Origin of the sequence: Janthinobacterium sp. HH104, assembly GCF_001758715.1 — a bacterium.
GTDB classification, from domain to species: Bacteria; Pseudomonadota; Gammaproteobacteria; order Burkholderiales; family Burkholderiaceae_D; genus Janthinobacterium; species Janthinobacterium aestuarii.
Window position 1 is genome coordinate 223,193 of the sequence record NZ_LRIB01000020.1, and the last position, 16,434, is coordinate 239,626.

General features: G+C 59.6%; 10 protein-coding genes and 3 tRNA genes. 2 read left to right on the forward strand and 11 right to left on the reverse strand.

Annotated elements, in window-relative coordinates:
- Positions 1 to 121: 121 nt before the first annotated feature.
- From JAB6_RS06420 to tig, 8 genes are all read right to left on the reverse strand, one after another.
- Positions 122 to 2,047, reverse strand: a complete 1,926-nt coding sequence (locus tag JAB6_RS06420; protein WP_070301964.1) for a SurA N-terminal domain-containing protein — start codon at positions 2,045 to 2,047, stop codon at positions 122 to 124.
- 410 nt (positions 2,048 to 2,457) lie between these two features.
- Positions 2,458 to 2,534, reverse strand: a tRNA-Asp gene (locus JAB6_RS06425).
- Positions 2,535 to 2,551: 17 nt separating this feature from the next.
- Positions 2,552 to 2,628: transfer RNA gene (locus JAB6_RS06430), tRNA-Asp, on the reverse strand.
- A 125-nt stretch (positions 2,629 to 2,753) separates the two neighbouring features.
- On the reverse strand, positions 2,754 to 3,026 hold the full coding sequence (locus JAB6_RS06435) for an HU family DNA-binding protein (protein ID WP_010398442.1): 273 nt from the start codon (positions 3,024 to 3,026) through the stop codon (positions 2,754 to 2,756).
- A 204-nt stretch (positions 3,027 to 3,230) separates the two neighbouring features.
- Positions 3,231 to 5,642, reverse strand: a complete 2,412-nt coding sequence (gene lon, locus JAB6_RS06440; RefSeq protein ID WP_034751007.1) for an endopeptidase La — start codon at positions 5,640 to 5,642, stop codon at positions 3,231 to 3,233.
- A 275-nt stretch (positions 5,643 to 5,917) separates the two neighbouring features.
- Entirely contained in the window at positions 5,918 to 7,186 is a 1,269-nt protein-coding gene (gene clpX / locus JAB6_RS06445; RefSeq protein ID WP_034751010.1) for an ATP-dependent Clp protease ATP-binding subunit ClpX, read from the reverse strand.
- A gap of 200 nt (positions 7,187 to 7,386) precedes the next feature.
- Entirely contained in the window at positions 7,387 to 8,013 is a 627-nt protein-coding gene (gene clpP, locus JAB6_RS06450; protein ID WP_034751013.1) for an ATP-dependent Clp endopeptidase proteolytic subunit ClpP, read from the reverse strand.
- 76 nt (positions 8,014 to 8,089) lie between these two features.
- A complete protein-coding gene (gene tig, locus JAB6_RS06455; protein ID WP_034751396.1) occupies positions 8,090 to 9,430 on the reverse strand; it encodes a trigger factor in 1,341 nt (446 codons plus the stop codon).
- 600 nt (positions 9,431 to 10,030) lie between these two features.
- Between tig and JAB6_RS06460 the strand changes: the two genes are divergently transcribed.
- Positions 10,031 to 10,213 (forward strand): hypothetical protein, encoded by a 183-nt coding sequence (locus JAB6_RS06460; RefSeq protein WP_034751016.1) that lies wholly within the window; start codon positions 10,031 to 10,033, stop codon positions 10,211 to 10,213.
- Positions 10,176 to 11,735, forward strand: a complete 1,560-nt coding sequence (locus JAB6_RS06465) for a hypothetical protein (RefSeq protein WP_070301859.1) — start codon at positions 10,176 to 10,178, stop codon at positions 11,733 to 11,735. Before JAB6_RS06460 ends, JAB6_RS06465 begins: the two co-directional genes overlap by 38 nt.
- A gap of 59 nt (positions 11,736 to 11,794) precedes the next feature.
- Here JAB6_RS06465 and JAB6_RS06470 read toward each other — a convergent pair.
- The 3 genes from JAB6_RS06470 to JAB6_RS06480 all read right to left on the reverse strand — a co-directional run bounded on the left by JAB6_RS06470 (position 11,795) and on the right by JAB6_RS06480 (position 16,320).
- A tRNA-Leu gene (locus tag JAB6_RS06470) sits at positions 11,795 to 11,877 on the reverse strand.
- Between the two features lie 184 nt (positions 11,878 to 12,061).
- Positions 12,062 to 15,160 carry an efflux RND transporter permease subunit gene (locus JAB6_RS06475; RefSeq protein WP_070301861.1) on the reverse strand — a complete coding sequence of 1,033 codons (3,099 nt, stop codon included), beginning with the start codon at positions 15,158 to 15,160 and terminating at the stop codon, positions 12,062 to 12,064.
- Positions 15,157 to 16,320, reverse strand: coding sequence for an efflux RND transporter periplasmic adaptor subunit (locus tag JAB6_RS06480; RefSeq protein WP_083292576.1), 1,164 nt, complete (start codon positions 16,318 to 16,320; stop codon positions 15,157 to 15,159). The genes JAB6_RS06475 and JAB6_RS06480 overlap by 4 nt, the downstream gene beginning before the upstream one ends.
- Positions 16,321 to 16,434: the final 114 nt, after the last annotated feature.

The window sequence follows — 16,434 nt, forward strand, 5'->3', positions numbered from 1 at the left end:
TCTGACCCCAGCTTTATGCTGACGATCCCGCTCGCGTCCATGGCACGCTCACTCCACAGACAAAATCCACAGACAAAAAAATAGCCGCTCAAGAGCGGCTATTTTTATGGGCTAAAACTGATTACGGTGCTTCCGGCGCTGCCGCAACCGGTGCGGTCACCGGCTTGACGATCTTCACCTTGGCCTTGGCTTTCAGGTACTCGACGTAGTCGAACATTTCCTGTTGTGCCAAGATGCCGCTGATCTGGTCTTTCTCTTGCTGGCGGCGCGCTGCGTCCACTTCTGCTGGCTGCTGCACCTTGGCGATGCGGTAGATGCCGTAGCCCAGGGCTGGCAGGTCCACGCCCACATAGGCTGGCAGCTTGCTCGTGTCCGCTTTCATGACTTGCGCGATGGCGGCACGGTTGATGCCGTCGAGCTTGCTGCGCGATACCCATTGCGCCGCGCCGAAACCGGTCGCATCACCGGAGGCTTTCAAGGCGGCCAGCTTGGTCTCGCCCGCTTTCTTGGCCAGCTTTTCCGCTTCTTCCATCGTCACGCGTTGACGGATCATCGCTTCGACTTCGGCCAGCGGACGCTTCGAGGCAGGCTTGAATTCCACCACGCGGCCGGCGATCAGCACGTTAGGCGCGACGGTGACGGCTTCCGTGTTGCGCTTGTCTTTCAGCGAGTCGTTCGAGAAGATGGCTGTCAGGAACTTGGCGTTGTTGAACGGCGCCTTGCCCAGTGCTGGCGACGGCGTGCGCGACAGGTTGGCGACGGTTTCCACTTTCAGCTTCAGCTTGTCGGCCACCGGCTTCAGGCTGTCCGATTGCTCGTAGACCGTGTTGGTGAACGTTTCGGCCATTTCCGAGTATTTCTTGGCGGCAAATTGCTTGCGCAGGTCGGCCGTGATTTCGCCGCGCACTTCGTCCAGCGCACGGACGTGCTGTGGCTTGAGCGAGGTGACGGTCAGGATATGGAAGCCGAAATCGGAAGCGACGACATCGCTGATTTCGCCTTGCTTGAGTTTCGCGACAGCGCTCAGCAGCGGTGCTGGCAAACCATCCTTGCCGATCACGCCCAGGTCGCCGCCCTGTTCCGCGGATGCCGGGTCTTCCGACTTGGCTTTCGCCACGGCGGCAAAGCTGGCTGGCGCCTTGCGGACTTCCGCCAGGATGGCTTCGGCCTTGGCCTTGGCGGCTGCCTTGTCGGCGGCCGACGCGTCTTTCTTGACGGCTACGAGGATGTGGCTGGCCTGGCGCGCTTCTTCCGTCGTGTAGGCTTTCTGGTTCTTCGCGTAATAGCCGGTCACGTCGGCGTCGGTGACGTCGACCTGCTCGCCGGCGGCGCTGTCGTCCAGCACGACGTACTCGACCTTCGCTTGTTCCGGGATTTCGAAGAACTTGCTGTTCTTGTCATAGAAAGCCTTGATCATGGCGTCCGTCACTTTGACTTCCGACACGTACTGGGCGATCGGCAGCAGCAGTTCCTGCACTTCACGCTCTTCCGAGGTGATGTCGGACAGGCGCTTGGAGACGGTGTTCGGCGCGAAGGCGGTGCCTTGCACGGCGCCGGCCAGTTGCTGCAGGGCCAGGTCGCTGCGGCGGCGCGCATCGTACATCTGCGGCGTCATGCCTTGGGCGGCCAGCATGGCCTTGTAGCGTTCCAGGTCGAATTTACCGTCCGGCAAGGTCAAGCCTGGGATGTCCAGCACTTCCTTTTGCAGCACGGCATCGCTGATGACCAAGTGGCTGCGGCCCACTTCGGCGGCCACGGCGCGCTCGGCGATCAGGTTGTCGAGGATGCTCTGGCGCGCTTCCGGCGTGTCGAACATTTTCTGGTCGAACTGCTCGCCCATCATCTGGCGGTAGCGGTCGATCTGCTGGCGTTGCGCTTCTTCATATTGCTGCTGCGTAACGACCTGGTCGCCGACCTTGGCGATGGTGTTCGCGCCATCGCCGAAGCTTTGGTAGCCGCTGATACCGACCAGTGCAAAAGACGGGACGATGACCAGCATCAGGAGAAACTGCATCAAGCGTCGATGGGTACGAATAAATTCAAACATGGTCAGCCAATTCGGGATGAGTGGATCACTATAAAAAAAGGCGAACATGCGTTCGCCTTGATTTCTTCGGCGGAATGGACGGGACAGATGTCCACTTCCCCTTTAGATTCAACAACTTGGCGCTGGAACTAAAGCAGGATTCTGACGCCCAAGCCATTATCTCCTGATTCTACAATGCCCATAGCGCTATAGCAAGAGTAAATCAGGGCGCGCGCCCTGCCCTGGCGCCGCATGGCGCGCAAGGCGCCGGGCTCGATCATTTAACACGGCGCAGCTTAAAGCGGATTTAAACGCGGGCGTTTTTATTCAAAACGGCAGGACGGGATTTTAAAAGACGGCGCACCGAGATAATCTGGCGCCGGAAAAGAAAAACCCGCGCTACTTATTCAGCAGCGCGGGCTTCTATATTCTGGCGGAGCGGACGGGACTCGAACCCGCGACCCCCGACGTGACAGGCCGGTATTCTAACCAACTGAACTACCACTCCTTAAGAGCGTATTTTTTTGGCGGAGCGGACGGGACTCGAACCCGCGACCTCCGACGTGACAGGCCGGCATTCTAACCAACTGAACTACCACTCCGAAAAATACACAGTACTACTTGCATTTGTATTCAGGGTTGCGATTCGTAGAACTTCAACCCTGAAATCGCGGCACCCGGAGGCGCCGCCAAATGTTTCCGGTGATTGTCACCTCACCGAAGTCCGTTAGTTTACAGCATCCTTCAAAGCTTTACCAGCTTTAAATTTTGGAACTTTTGCAGCTTCGATCGTGATCGCTTCTTTGGTACGCGGATTGCGGCCGGTACGCTCAGCGCGTTCGCTGACCGAGAAAGTGCCAAAACCAACCAGCGTCACGCTGTCGTTGTTTTTCAAAGTTTCCGTCACGCCGCCGATAACAGCGTCGAGTGCGCGCGCAGCGGCGGCTTTGGAAATGTCAGCTTTTTCAGCAATGTGGTCGATCAATTCAGTCTTGTTCACTAGCATCCCCAATTACAAAGGTATAAAACGTTTACCGTATCGTTGCGGCACTTTTGGCACCACAGCTGTCCGGCGAAAAAAATGTGCAGGCGTATTAAACAAGCCACACTGTATATGTGTCAAGCGCTTTGGGGGCGCAATTCACGTTTCAATATAAAACAAGCGCTCTAAAAGCGCTTGTTTGGGGAAAACAGGGGTAAAACGTTAGTGTTTTACTACCTCGCCGGCCGCGTCAGGCTTGGCCGCAGCGGCCGTGACAGCCTCCACCGCAGCGACGTCCGCCAACGCTTCAGGCATGCGTTCGAGGGCGATTTCCAGCACTTTGTCGATCCAGCGCACCGGTACGATCTCGAGCTTGTTCTTGACGTTGTCCGGAATGTCGGCCAGGTCTTTCACGTTCTGCTCGGGAATCAGGACCGTCTTGATACCGCCACGATGGGCCGCCAGCAGCTTTTCTTTCAGGCCGCCAATCGGCAATACTTCGCCGCGCAAGGTGATCTCGCCCGTCATCGCCACGTCGGCGCGCACGGGGATGCCCGTGAAGACCGACACCATCGCCACCGTCATGGCCGCGCCAGCCGAAGGACCATCCTTCGGTGTCGCGCCTTCCGGCACGTGGATGTGGATGTCGCTCTTCTCGAACACGTCCGCCTTGATGCCCAGGCGCTGTGCCCGGCTGCGCACCACCGTGCGGGCCGCCTCGATCGACTCCTTCATCACGTCGCCCAGGGTACCCGTGCGGATGATGCCGCCCTTGCCCGGCATCGACACGGCTTCGATGGTCAGCAGATCGCCGCCCACTTCCGTCCATGCCAGACCGACCACCTGGCCCACCTGGTTTTCTTTCTCTGCGACACCGAAATCATAGCGGCGCACACCGAGGAACTTGTCCAGGTTCTTCGAGTTGACGATGACTTTCTTGTCGGATTTCTTCAGCAGCAGCATCTTGACCACCTTGCGGCAGATCTTCGACACTTCACGCTCAAGCGAACGCACACCGGCTTCCCGCGTGTAGTAGCGGATGATGTCGCGCAAGGCCGACTCGGCCACCGAGATTTCCTCTTCCTTCAAGCCATTGTTCTTGATCTGCTTCGGCAGCAGATAACGCTGCGCGATGCTGGTCTTTTCGTCTTCCGTGTAACCGGACAGACGGATCACTTCCATGCGGTCAAGCAAGGCTGGCGGAATGTTGTACGAGTTCGACGTGGCCACGAACATCACGTCGGACAAGTCGAAATCGACTTCGATGTAATGGTCGGAGAACGTGTGGTTCTGTTCCGGATCGAGCACTTCCAGCAGGGCCGACGATGGATCGCCACGGAAATCGGCACCCATCTTGTCGACTTCATCGAGCAGGAACAAAGGATTGCGCACGCCGACTTTCGACAGCGATTGCAGGATCTTGCCCGGCATCGAGCCGATGTAGGTGCGGCGGTGACCGCGGATCTCGGCTTCGTCGCGCACGCCGCCCAGGGCCATGCGCACGAACTTGCGGTTCGTCGCGCGGGCGATGGATTGGCCCAGCGAGGTTTTACCCACGCCAGGAGGACCGACGAAGCACAGGATCGGGGCTTTGAGCTTGTCGACGCGCTGTTGCACCGCGAGGTATTCCAGGATGCGTTCCTTGACCTTGTCGAGGCCGTAGTGGTCGCCTTCGAGCACTTTTTCCGCATTCGACAGATCGTTGTTGACCTTGGATTTCTTTTTCCAAGGCAAATTGACGAGGGTGTCGATGTAGTTGCGCACGACGGTGGCTTCGGCCGACATCGGCGACATCAGCTTGAGTTTTTTCAGCTCGTTGGTGGCCTTGTCGAGCGCTTCCTTCGGCATTTTTGCCGAAGCGACTTTTTTCTCCAGCTCGTCGAGGTCGGCGCCATCTTCGCCCTCGCCCAGTTCTTTCTGGATCGCCTTGACTTGCTCGTTCAGGTAGTACTCGCGCTGCGACTTTTCCATCTGGCGCTTCACGCGGCCGCGGATACGCTTTTCCACCTGCAGGATGTCGAGCTCGCCTTCGAGCTGGCCCAACAGGTGTTCGAGGCGCTTGGCCACGCTGAAAATTTCCAGGATGACTTGTTTTTGCTCAAGTTTCAGCGGCAAATGCGCGGCCACCGTGTCGGCCAGGCGGCCGGCATCGTCGATGCCCGACAACGATGCCAGGATTTCCGGCGGGATCTTTTTGTTCAGTTTGACGTACTGGTCGAACTGCTGCACGATCGCGCGGCGCATGGCTTCGACTTCCGACTCGTCGCCCGGCTCGGACTCGAGCGGCGTCAGGTCGGCGATGAAGTGCGTCGGCGCATCGCTGATATGGTTGATACGGGCACGCTGCGCGCCTTCGACCAGCACCTTGACGGTACCATCGGGCAGCTTCAGCATTTGCAGAATATTGGCGACGCAGCCAATTTCATAGATATCCGAAGGAGACGGCTCGTCCTTCGCGGCTGCTTTTTGAGCGGCAAGCATGATGCTCTTGCCCTGCTCCATCGCAGCTTCCAGCGCCTTGATCGACTTTGGACGGCCAACGAACAGCGGTATCACCATATGCGGGAAAACGACGACATCCCGCAACGGCAATAACGGCAGTTGAGTTTGCTCAGTTAATTTGGAAGTTGTCATGGCGTACCTTATAGAAAGCGTGTTTACGATGTTGGCGCTCGCTGCCAAAACACAAGACCGGCGAGAATAAATAATTCTGTGAAACAAACATTTTTCTGTCTATTTCGCAAAACACACCCGCATGACGGTAATAAATGCAGTTTTCACAGTAAAAAAGCCACGCGCAGCTAAGCGCCGCGAGTGGCTTTCCGATTGAAGCCTGCACTCATTGATTTAAATTGTACTGCCATGCATAAGGAATCAAAACCCTTTTTATGCATTTGTCTCAGCACTAATCAATTTTCTCCGGAGGCCTTGGCAGTCTCTTGATAAATCAACAAAGGTTTGGCGCCACTGGTGATGGTATTTTCGTCGATGACGACCTTCACCACATTTTGTTCGCTCGGCAGTTCGTACATGACGTCCAGCAAAGCATGTTCCAGGATGGAACGCAAGCCACGGGCACCGGTCTTGCGTGCCAGTGCTTTCTTGGCGATCGCATGCAGGGCGGCCGGACGAATCTCCAGTTCCGCGCCTTCCATGTCGAGCAGCTTCGAATACTGCTTGATCAGCGCATTCTTCGGCTCGACGAGGATCTGGATCAGCGCCTCTTCCGTCAATTCCGCCAGGGTGGCGATGACGGGCAGACGGCCGACCAGTTCCGGAATCAGGCCGAACTTGACCAGGTCTTCCGGTTCCGCTTGCAGCATCAGTTCGCTGGCCGAGCTTTGCGACTTGCTGCGCACCGTGGCCGAGAAGCCGATGCCGCTCTTTTCGGAGCGGTTGGCGATCACTTTCGACAGGCCGTCAAAGGCGCCACCGCAGATGAACATGATGTTGGTCGTGTCGATCTGCACGAAATCCTGGTTCGGATGCTTACGGCCGCCTTGTGGCGGCACGGACGCCATCGTGCCTTCGATCAATTTCAACAGCGCCTGCTGCACGCCCTCGCCCGACACGTCGCGCGTGATGGACGGATTGTCGGACTTGCGCGAAATCTTGTCGATCTCATCGATGTAGACGATGCCGCGCTGGGCTTTCTCGACGTCATAGTTGCAGCTTTGCAGCAGCTTCTGGATGATGTTTTCCACGTCCTCACCCACATAACCGGCTTCGGTCAGGGTGGTGGCATCGGCGATCACGAACGGCACGTTGAGCATGCGCGCCAGGGTCTGTGCCAGCAGGGTCTTGCCCGAGCCGGTAGGACCGACCAGCAAGATGTTGCTCTTGGCCAGTTCGATGTCGTCTTTCTTGCCCAGGTGCTTGAGGCGCTTGTAATGGTTGTACACCGCCACCGACAGGATGCGCTTGGCAGTCTGCTGGCCGATCACGTACTGATCGAGCAAGGCGGCAATTTCTTGCGGCGTCGGCAGGTCGGATTTGGTACCGGTCACCGTCTCGATGCTCGACGTTTCATCACGGATGATGTCGTTGCACAGGTCGATGCACTCGTCGCAAATGAATACGGACGGGCCGGCGATGAGTTTCTTCACCTCGTGCTGGCTTTTGCCGCAGAACGAGCAATACAGTAATTTTTCGCCGCTAGAGGATTTTTTGTCTGACATAAGGCATTTTGGTTGGAACTGCATTAACAATATTGCAAAATCGCAAGCCGGATGATGGTTGCCGCCCGCAAAGGCGGCTACCCATGGCGCAAGTCAACAACGTGCACAAGCTCCATGCTACCCGAAATAAAAGCGAAACGCCCGAACGTTTGATCGCCCGGGCGTTTACTTACGTACTTAGCAATACCGGTAGGGGCTCATCAAGCGCGGCTGGTCAACACTTTGTCGATCAAACCATACTCAACGGCCTCGTCGGCGGACATGAAACGGTCGCGGTCGGTGTCCTTGGCGATCTGTTCGATCGACTGGCCCGTGCGCTCGGCCATGATGCCGTTCAAGCGGGTGCGCAGGTAAAGGATTTCCTTCGCCTGGATCTCGATATCGGACGCCATGCCCTGCGAACCACCGGACGGCTGGTGAATCATGATGCGCGAGTTCGGCAGCGAGAAACGCTTGCCCTTGGCGCCAGCGGCCAGCAGGAAAGCACCCATCGAAGCAGCCATGCCCGTGCACAGGGTCGAGACGTCCGGCTTGATGAACTGCATGGTGTCGTAGATGGCCATGCCGGCCGAGACCGAACCACCTGGCGAGTTGATGTAGAGCGAGATTTCCTTTTCCGGATTTTCGCTTTCCAGGAACAGCAGCTGGGCGACAACCAGGTTGGCCATCTGGTCATTGACCGGGCCGACCATGAAAATCAAGCGTTCCTTCAGCAGGCGCGAGTAAATATCATACGAGCGCTCGCCGCGACCGCTTTGTTCCACCACCATCGGCACCAGGCCGAGCATCTCTGTGTCCAGCGCCGGATTACGGTTCATACCTGTCATTTCATTTCCTTGTGAAGCAGTTAGGGGATACCGCCTTCGCCTTTCGGCAAGAGCCGGCATCCCAATACCAACTGGTTTACGCTTGTGCGTTGCTTCCCATCAGTTCGTCGAAAGCAACTGCTTTCGTCGTGACTTTCGACAGGCCCAACACGTAAGTGACGACGTTTTCTTCCAATACAAGGGCTTCGATCTCACCCAGACGACGACGGTCGCTGTAGTAGTACTTCAGCACTTCGCGTGGATCTTCGTAGCTTTGGGCGAAATCTTCGATTTGCGCCTTGACTTGCTCAGGCGTTGCCTGCAGGTTGTTGTCGCCCACCAGTTGCGACAGGATCAGGCCCAGGCGTACGCGACGCTCGGCTTTTTCTGCGAACAGTTCTGCTGGGAAAGGCACGTCCTTGACGTTCATGCCACGCTGCGCCATGTCTTGACGGGTCATTTCGGCCAGGCGCTCGGAATCCTGAGCGATCAGCGTTTTTGGCACTTCCAGCTCAGCAACTTTGATCAGCGCGTCCATGACAGCTTCCTTGTTGCGTGCTTTCACGCGGCCAGCGACTTCGCGTTGCAGGTTGACTTTGATGTCTTCGCGCATTTTGGCCAGGTCGCCATCGGCAACGCCCAGGGACTTGGCGAATTCCGCATCGACTTCCGGCAGGTGCGCCCATTCCAGCTTTTGCAGGGTGATGGTAAACGATGCGGTTTTGCCGGCAACGTCCTTGCCATGGTAGTCCTCTGGGAACGACAATGGGAACGTCTTGGCTTCGCCAACTTTCAGGCCCAGGGTCGCTGCTTCGAATTCTGGCAGCATGCGGCCTTCGCCCAGCACGAAAGCGTAGCCTTCAGCTTTGCCGCCTGGGAATTCAACGCCGTCGATCGAGCCGACGAAGTCGACGGTCACGCGGTCGCCGTTGGCAGCGACAGCTTCGCCGCCGTCGCCGTGTTCGCCAGCTTCGCCCTTGGTGTGGAAGTGCACGCGCTGCTTGCGCAGGATGTCGATGGTCTTGTCGATTTCGGCTTCCGACACGTCGGCTTGCACGGTTTCGATTTCAACGGCCGTCAGGTCGCCGATGGCGACTTCCGGATACACTTCGAACGTTGCGTCGAAAGCCAGCTGGCCTTCGGCTGCTTCTTCTTTCGGCACGATGTTCGGGAAACCGGCCACGCGCAGATTGTTTTCGTTGGCGGCGTCGTTGAACGCGCGGCCGACTTTGTCATTCAGCACTTCCGATTCAATTTGGTAGCCGTATTGTGCTGCGACCATTTTCAACGGCACTTTGCCCGGACGGAAGCCCGGTGCCTTAGCCGTACGGGCTTGCACTTTCAGGCGCTTCTCAACTTCCGTGCGGACGTCCGTCAGCGGGAAGGAGATCGTGATACGACGTTCGAGTTTGCCCAAGGTTTCGACTGCAGTTGCCATGTAAAAAATCGTCCAAAAAATAAACACTGTTGGTGCGAGAAAAGAAGACCCGACCCCTTGCGCCATCACTGGCGGCAAGACATGGGCCCAGCTTCACTCGCTCGCATATTCATCTGTAAAAGTACTGAAAACAGGACGATGGACCTGGTCTACCCGGCTGAGGGAAAACCCGCACCAGGCACCAAACAATCCGCCGCTTCCAGTACTGCGACAGGGCTCCGAGCGTCCAGCCATGCGTCTAAGTATATGCAGGGCCGGCCATCATTCGGTAAAGCGTGGCATTATAACAAAGGACTTCGGGAAAGTGGCTGGCTTTGCAGCCCGGCCACAGAGGATACCAGCGGCGGCGAACGAATCGCCACAGCCTGGGGGTGCCCTGTCTTTACTCTTGCCCCGGCATTCTTTATTTCGCCAGAGACAGGCTTTCCAGCCTGCTTCGTTCATTAGTATATGCGAACTGGCGCCCCGTCCGAAACAAAGAAATGCGCTCACAGCGAAGATTTCGGGCAAAAAACCTTTGATTTACCTCAATTTGGCCATTTTTCAGGCAAACCTAAGCCGCGCGCGCCCTCTCCAAGTGAATTTAATGGAGAAAACATCATGAGCGATAGCACATCCGGCAGTTCCAGCAACGCCAAAGCCAAGCTGCAAATGGTCCTCAGCCGCCTGCTCGACGGCGTGTCCGATGACGACCTGCAAAAAATCCAGACGGAAGTCGATGAAATGGAATTGCGCATGCGCGGCGATGGCCACCACGACCACGACCACCCCACCGTCGCCTGACCCGGCAGTGGCTGCGCTTACCGTGCGCGCCGCGCCACCGGATGCGGACGTGCTGGCCGCCGTGGAAACGGCGCTGGCGGCCCACCGCGCCTTTGGCGACAGCGGCTATATCCGCGACCAGCTGGCCATCGCCTACCGGCGGCGCCTGCACAAACTGGGCAGCACCCTGCCCGAGGCCGCGCGGCTGGCCAGCCTGCTCGATGCGGCGCCGCCGGCGCGCCAGCGCCAGCTGCTGGGCGACACGGTGCTGCGCTGCGCCGTCCAGCACGCCATGCGCCAGTTGCACCTCGGTGACGAGTACGGCTTGCCGTTGCCGCAATGCGCGGCGCTGTTTCAGGCGGCCTGCGCACACCTGGACGCGGGCCTGCCCGGCGGCCCGCTGACGGCGCACCTGCCCGACATGGCGCGCTTGTACGGCGAGCCTCCACAGCAGGACAACGGCACTTACCTATGGCATGCCTGGCAGGAAGATACGCCGTATGCGCGCGCCTTCCTTGCCGTGATGGAGGATAACTACGGCGCGCCACTGGCCACGCCCACGCCGCAGGAACGGGCCCTGCTGCGCCGCGGGCTAGGCTTGCTGGAAACCTTGCTGCCTCGCCTGACGGCCAGCGCGCTTTCTCACGTCCAATTGGTCGCCCTGTTTCCCAAGCTGGGCACGTGGCGCGGCAAGGCGTCCAGCTCGCAATTTCGCGTCAATGGCAGCGTGTTCCTGAACCAGGAACTGATCGGCAATCCCTGGTGGCTGGCCGAGCACTTGCTGCACGAGTCGCTGCACCAGAAACTGTACGACTTCCGCCACGGCCACAGCCTGCTGGCGCCCGACTATGCGCGCGAGGATGGCGCCAAGGTCTGCTCGCTGTGGAATGCTCCCGATGATGACGGCAATCACTATTGGGATGCCCACCGCACGCTGGCCGCCTTTCATGTGTATGTCCACCTGGCTTTGCTGTGCCTGCTGGCCGAGCAACAGGAGGCGGCGCTGTCACCCCAGTACGGCCCCATCGGCCAGCACATGAGCGGCAGCCGGCGTGCCATCGACCGCGCCCGCTACCTGGGCGAACAGTTGCAAAGCACCACCTGGCCGGAACTGGGACTGGCCGGGCGGCAGATGACGCACTGGCTGCTCGATGTGCTCGACGCCCTCGACACGCAACGGCGGCCAGGCGGCGCCACCGTGCATTTGCTGCTCGACCTGTACGAGCGCCAGAGCCGCAAGCTCGACACTTATCTGGCGCGGCAGCCGCCACCGCGCAGCGACACGCTGGCCGCGCAGGCGCAGCAAGAGCTGGCGATGACGCGCGAGGCGCTGCACCTGCTGGACAAAGAATTGCCGCCCTCAACGCAGGCGCACGAGCACAACTGGCCGCAGGCACGGCAGCGCGTCTTGCAGGCGCTGTGGCCGCTGACTGAAGATGATCATTTAATGGAAAGTAACGGCTACCCGCAGGCGCAGGCACTGATTGCGCAGATGGTGCAACAGTCGAGCCGGAAACTGGGCGCGATGGGCGCACTTGCTTAATTGACTGCTTTGGAGAAAATCTTGATGGTGCTGCACGTCCGGGCTGGCACAACCCGGATTGGTGCGGATGGGGAGACTCGAACTCCCAAGCCGAAGCACTGGCTTCTAAGACCAGCGTGTCTACCAATTCCACCACATCCGCATTTGGTACTACTTTGTGCTACTTGTTGCAGCCTGCTCCTGATTTTAACAACTCGGGAGCGATCTGGCTACCGTGGACTTATAGAGCAAGCCCGGAGCAAGCGCTCGGTAAAGCAAAGGCGGCATTCTACTGGATTTCCCAGAGGAATGCCGCCTTTTTTATGCCAGCACCCTGGCGCTGGCGCCTAGCCTTCTTTTGCGCTCACCGGCTCTGGCCTCTTGACCCGGAACCAGGCCGCATACAGGGCCGGCAGGAACAGTAAAGTCAAGGCCGTCGCCAGGATCAGGCCGCCCATGATGGCCACGGCCATTGGCCCCCAGAACACGGAGCGCGACAGCGGGATCATGGCCAGCGCCGCGGCGGCGGCCGTCAGCACGATGGGGCGGCAGCGGCGCACGGCCGAATCGATGATGGCGTCCCACGGGGCGGAGCCATCCTTGATGTCTTGCTCGATCTGGTCGACGAGGATCACCGAGTTGCGGATGATCATGCCGAACAGCGCGATGATGCCGAGGTTGGCCACGAAACCAAGTGGCCGGCCCAGCGCCAGCAAGGCAAAGGCGGCGCCCGCCACACCCAGCGGCCCCGTCAGGAAGACCAGCAGGGAACGCGAGAAACTGTGCAGCTGCAACATCAGCAAGGTGAAGATGATGAAGATGGCCAGCGGCAGGTTCGCCGAGATCGACGCTTCCGCCTCGCCGCTGTCGGCCGCCACGCCTTTCACCACGATGCGGTAGCCGGACGGCAACTTGGCGCGCAAGGCGTCCAGCTGCGGCGCCAGCTGCGTCGACACGGTCGCGCCCTGGATGCCATCGATCACGTCCGACTGCACGGTGATGGCCCATGCGCGCTTGTCGCGCCAGACGACACCCGGCTCCCACACGAAATGCGCACGGGCCAGCTGCGAAATGGGCACGGACTTGCCCGTCGCCGTCGGGATATTCGTGTCATTCAACACGGAAATCGTCGCCCGCTCTTCCAGAGGCTGGCGCACCTGGATGTCGATCAGCTTGTTGTCCTCGCGGAACTGGCCGATGACGGTGCCCGACAGGATCGTATTGGCCGCCTGCATCACCGTTTTCGAGGTGACGCCCAGCGCGCGCATCTTGTCCTGGTCCAGGTCCAGGCGCAGCACTTTCACCGATTCATTCCAGTTGTCATTGACGCCCAAGGTGTTCGGATTGGCGCGCATGATGTCCTTGACCTGGTCGGCGATGGCCCGCACACCCGCCACTTCCGGCCCCATGACGCGGAATTGCACGGGATACGGCACCGGCGGCCCATTCGGCAACAGCTTGACCCGGCCCCGCACTTCCGGGAAGTCCTTCTTGAAGACGTCGACGATTTGCTGGCGCAAGCGTTCACGGTCGGCCAGGCTCTTCGGCAAGACCACCACTTGCGACACATTGGTCTGCGGGAATATCTGGTCCAGCGGCAAATAGAAGCGGGGGCTGCCCGTACCGACATAGCTGGTCACGCTTTCCACGCCGTCGAGCTTGCCCACAAACGCTTCGAACTTCTTCACCTGCTTTTCATTCGCGGCAAACGTCGTGCCTTCGGGCGACCACAGTTCCACCATCAGTTCCGGACGGCTGGAATCGGGGAAGAATTGCTTTTCGATAAAGTTAAAGCCGTAAATACCGAGCGCAAAAATGGCCAGGGTGGCGGCAATCGTCGTCTTGCGCCATTCCACGCACCAGGTGACGGCACGGCGGAAGCGGCGGAAGTTTGGCGTATCGAACAATTCATGGTCGTTATGCGCGTGCGGTTTGACTTTCAGCAGGATGTAGCCGATGTACGGCGTAAACACCACGGCCACCACCCACGAAATGATCAGGGCCAGCGCATTGACGGAGAACAAGGAAAACGTGTATTCGCCGGCGGCCGACTTGGCCAGGCCGATGGGCAAGAAGCCCGCCACCGTGATCAGGGTGCCCGTCAGCATGGGCATGGCCGTCGACGTGTAGGCGAATGTGGCCGCGTCGAAACGCGACATGCCCTCCTCCATCTTGCGCACCATCATCTCGACGGCGATGATGGCGTCGTCGACCAGCAAGCCCAGCGCGATGATCAGGGCGCCCAGCGAAATCTTGTGCAAATCGATGTCGAGCAGGCGCATGAACAGGAAGGTGACGGCCAGCACCAGCGGGATAGTCAGCGCCACCACCAGGCCCGGCCGTACGTCGATGCGCAGCGGCTTCGTATGCAAGCCCAGCGCGACGAAGCTGACGGCCAGCACGATCAGAATGGCTTCGATCAGGGTATGCACGAACTCGCCCACGGAGGCGGACACGGCTTCCGGCTGGTTCGACACGCGCTGCAATTCTATGCCGACCGGCAATTCACTCTTCATGCGCGTGACGGTGGCCTGCAAGGCCTTGCCCATGTCGATGATGTTGCCGCCCTTTTCCATCGATACGCCCAGGCCGATCACTTCCTTGCCATTGAAACGCATCTTGTCCTTCGGCGGATCGACGAATTCGCGTTTCACCGTGGCAAAGTCGCCGAGGCGGAAGGTGGTGCCGTTGGCGCGCAGTTCCAGGTTTTCCAGATCCTTGACGGTCACCATGGCGCCCGTCACGCGCACTTGCAGATTATCGGTCGGCGTCACCAGCACGCCCGTGGCGTTGATGCTGTTTTGCGCGGACAGTTGCTGCACGATGGCGTCGAAAGGGATGCCCAGCTGGGCAAATTTCTTGTGCGAGAAGATGATATTGATCTTTTCATCCTGCACGCCGAACAGTTCCACCTTCGATACCTGCCCCACGGCCAGCAGTTCCTGGCGCACCTTGTCCGCGTAATCCTTCATTTCCGCGTAGGTAAAACCGTCGCCGGACAGGGCGAAGATGGATCCGTACGTGTCGCCGAACTCGTCATTGAAGAACGGGCCCACTACGCCGGACGGCAAGGTGCCTTGGATGTCGCCGATCTTCTTGCGCACCTGGTACCAGGCGGCCGCCGTTTCCTTGGGCGGCGCCGATTCGCGCAACTCCAGCAGGATCAATGTTTCGCCCGGCTTCGAATAACTGGTGATCTCGTCGATGTACGGCGTTTCCTGCAGTTTCTTTTCCAGCTTGTCCGTCACCTGCTCGGCCATCTGCAAGGCCGTGGCGCCGGGCCAATACGCTTGCAAGACCATGGCGCGGAAGGTGAACGGGGGATCCTCATCCTGGCCCAGGCTGGCATAGCTGAGCATGCCGCCGATCAGCAGCACGGCCATCAGGTAGCGCGTCAGCGGGATGTGTTCGAGCGCCCAGCGCGACAGATTGAAGCCGCCCTTCATTTGGCCGCACCCACGGTGACGGCGGCTGCGGCGGCAGCCGGCTTGCTGGCCACGTCGGCGCCGAGGATGGTCACTTTCTGGCCCGGCTTGAGCAGGTTGACGCCGGCCGTGACCACCGTCTGGCCCGCTTTCACGCCCGAAGCCAGCAGCAACTCATTGCCCGCCACGCCGCCCACCGTCACGGGCACGAGCTTCACGGCGCCGTTTTCCACCACCCACACGGAACTTTGCGACTTTTCATTGAACAGGGCCGTCAACGGCACCTTGATCTGCGGCGTGGCCGTCTGCGAGGCGAACTGCACCACGGCCGTCATGCCCAGGCGCACTTGCGGCGCGTCCGGGATGCTGACCTTGGCAATATAGGTACGCGTGGCGGCATCGGCCACGGGCGACACTTCCCGGATCTTGCCCGGCAGCGCCTGTTTCGGGTCGGCCCACAGGCGCACGACCACATCCTTGACGCCACGCAAAGTCTCGACCTTGTCTTCCGGAATGCCGATCACGACTTCCTTCTCGCCGCTCCTGGCCACTTGCACGACAGGCGCGCCGGGCGCCACCACCTGCCCCACTTCGGCCTCGATGCGCGTGACGACACCATCGACGTCGGCTACCAGACTGGCATAGCCGGACTGGTTGGCTTGGCCACGGTACAGTGCCTGGGCCGCTTCCACGTTCGCCTGGGCCGCTTTGTAGGTGGCATCCTTGCCATCGAGCACAGCCTGGCTGACGAAATTTTTCTCGCGCAAATCCTGGTAGCGTTTCAATTCCGCGCGCGCCAGGTCGCGGCTCGTTTCCGCGCTGACCAGCGAAGCCTTGGCCTGCGCCTGCGACAGCTGCAAGTCGACGGGATCGAGCTGCATCAGCACTTGCCCCTTCTTGACAGTGGCGCCCACGTCGACCTTGCGCGCGACGATCTTGCCGCCCACGCGGAAACCCAGCTGCGACACGACGCGGGGCACGACCTCGCCCGACAGCTCGGCACTGACGTCAACATTACTGCTCGACAACACGATAGCGCGCACGGGGCGCACGTCTTCCACTTTGACGGCAGGCTTGGAACAGGCCGCCAGAGTCAGCGCGAGGGCCGCGGCGGCAGTCAGCCGCAGGGCAGGAAGTGCGGATGCGCCGGTCTCGCGGCGCAGGGTTTTCAGGGCAAACAAGGTATTTTCCTTTACTATGCGGGCTGCAATATTTTTATGCGGAGAAACTTTTTGCCTGCCCTTTGGGCCAAGACAAACTTTTTCGCACGCGATATCCTTAAATTTGTGACAATA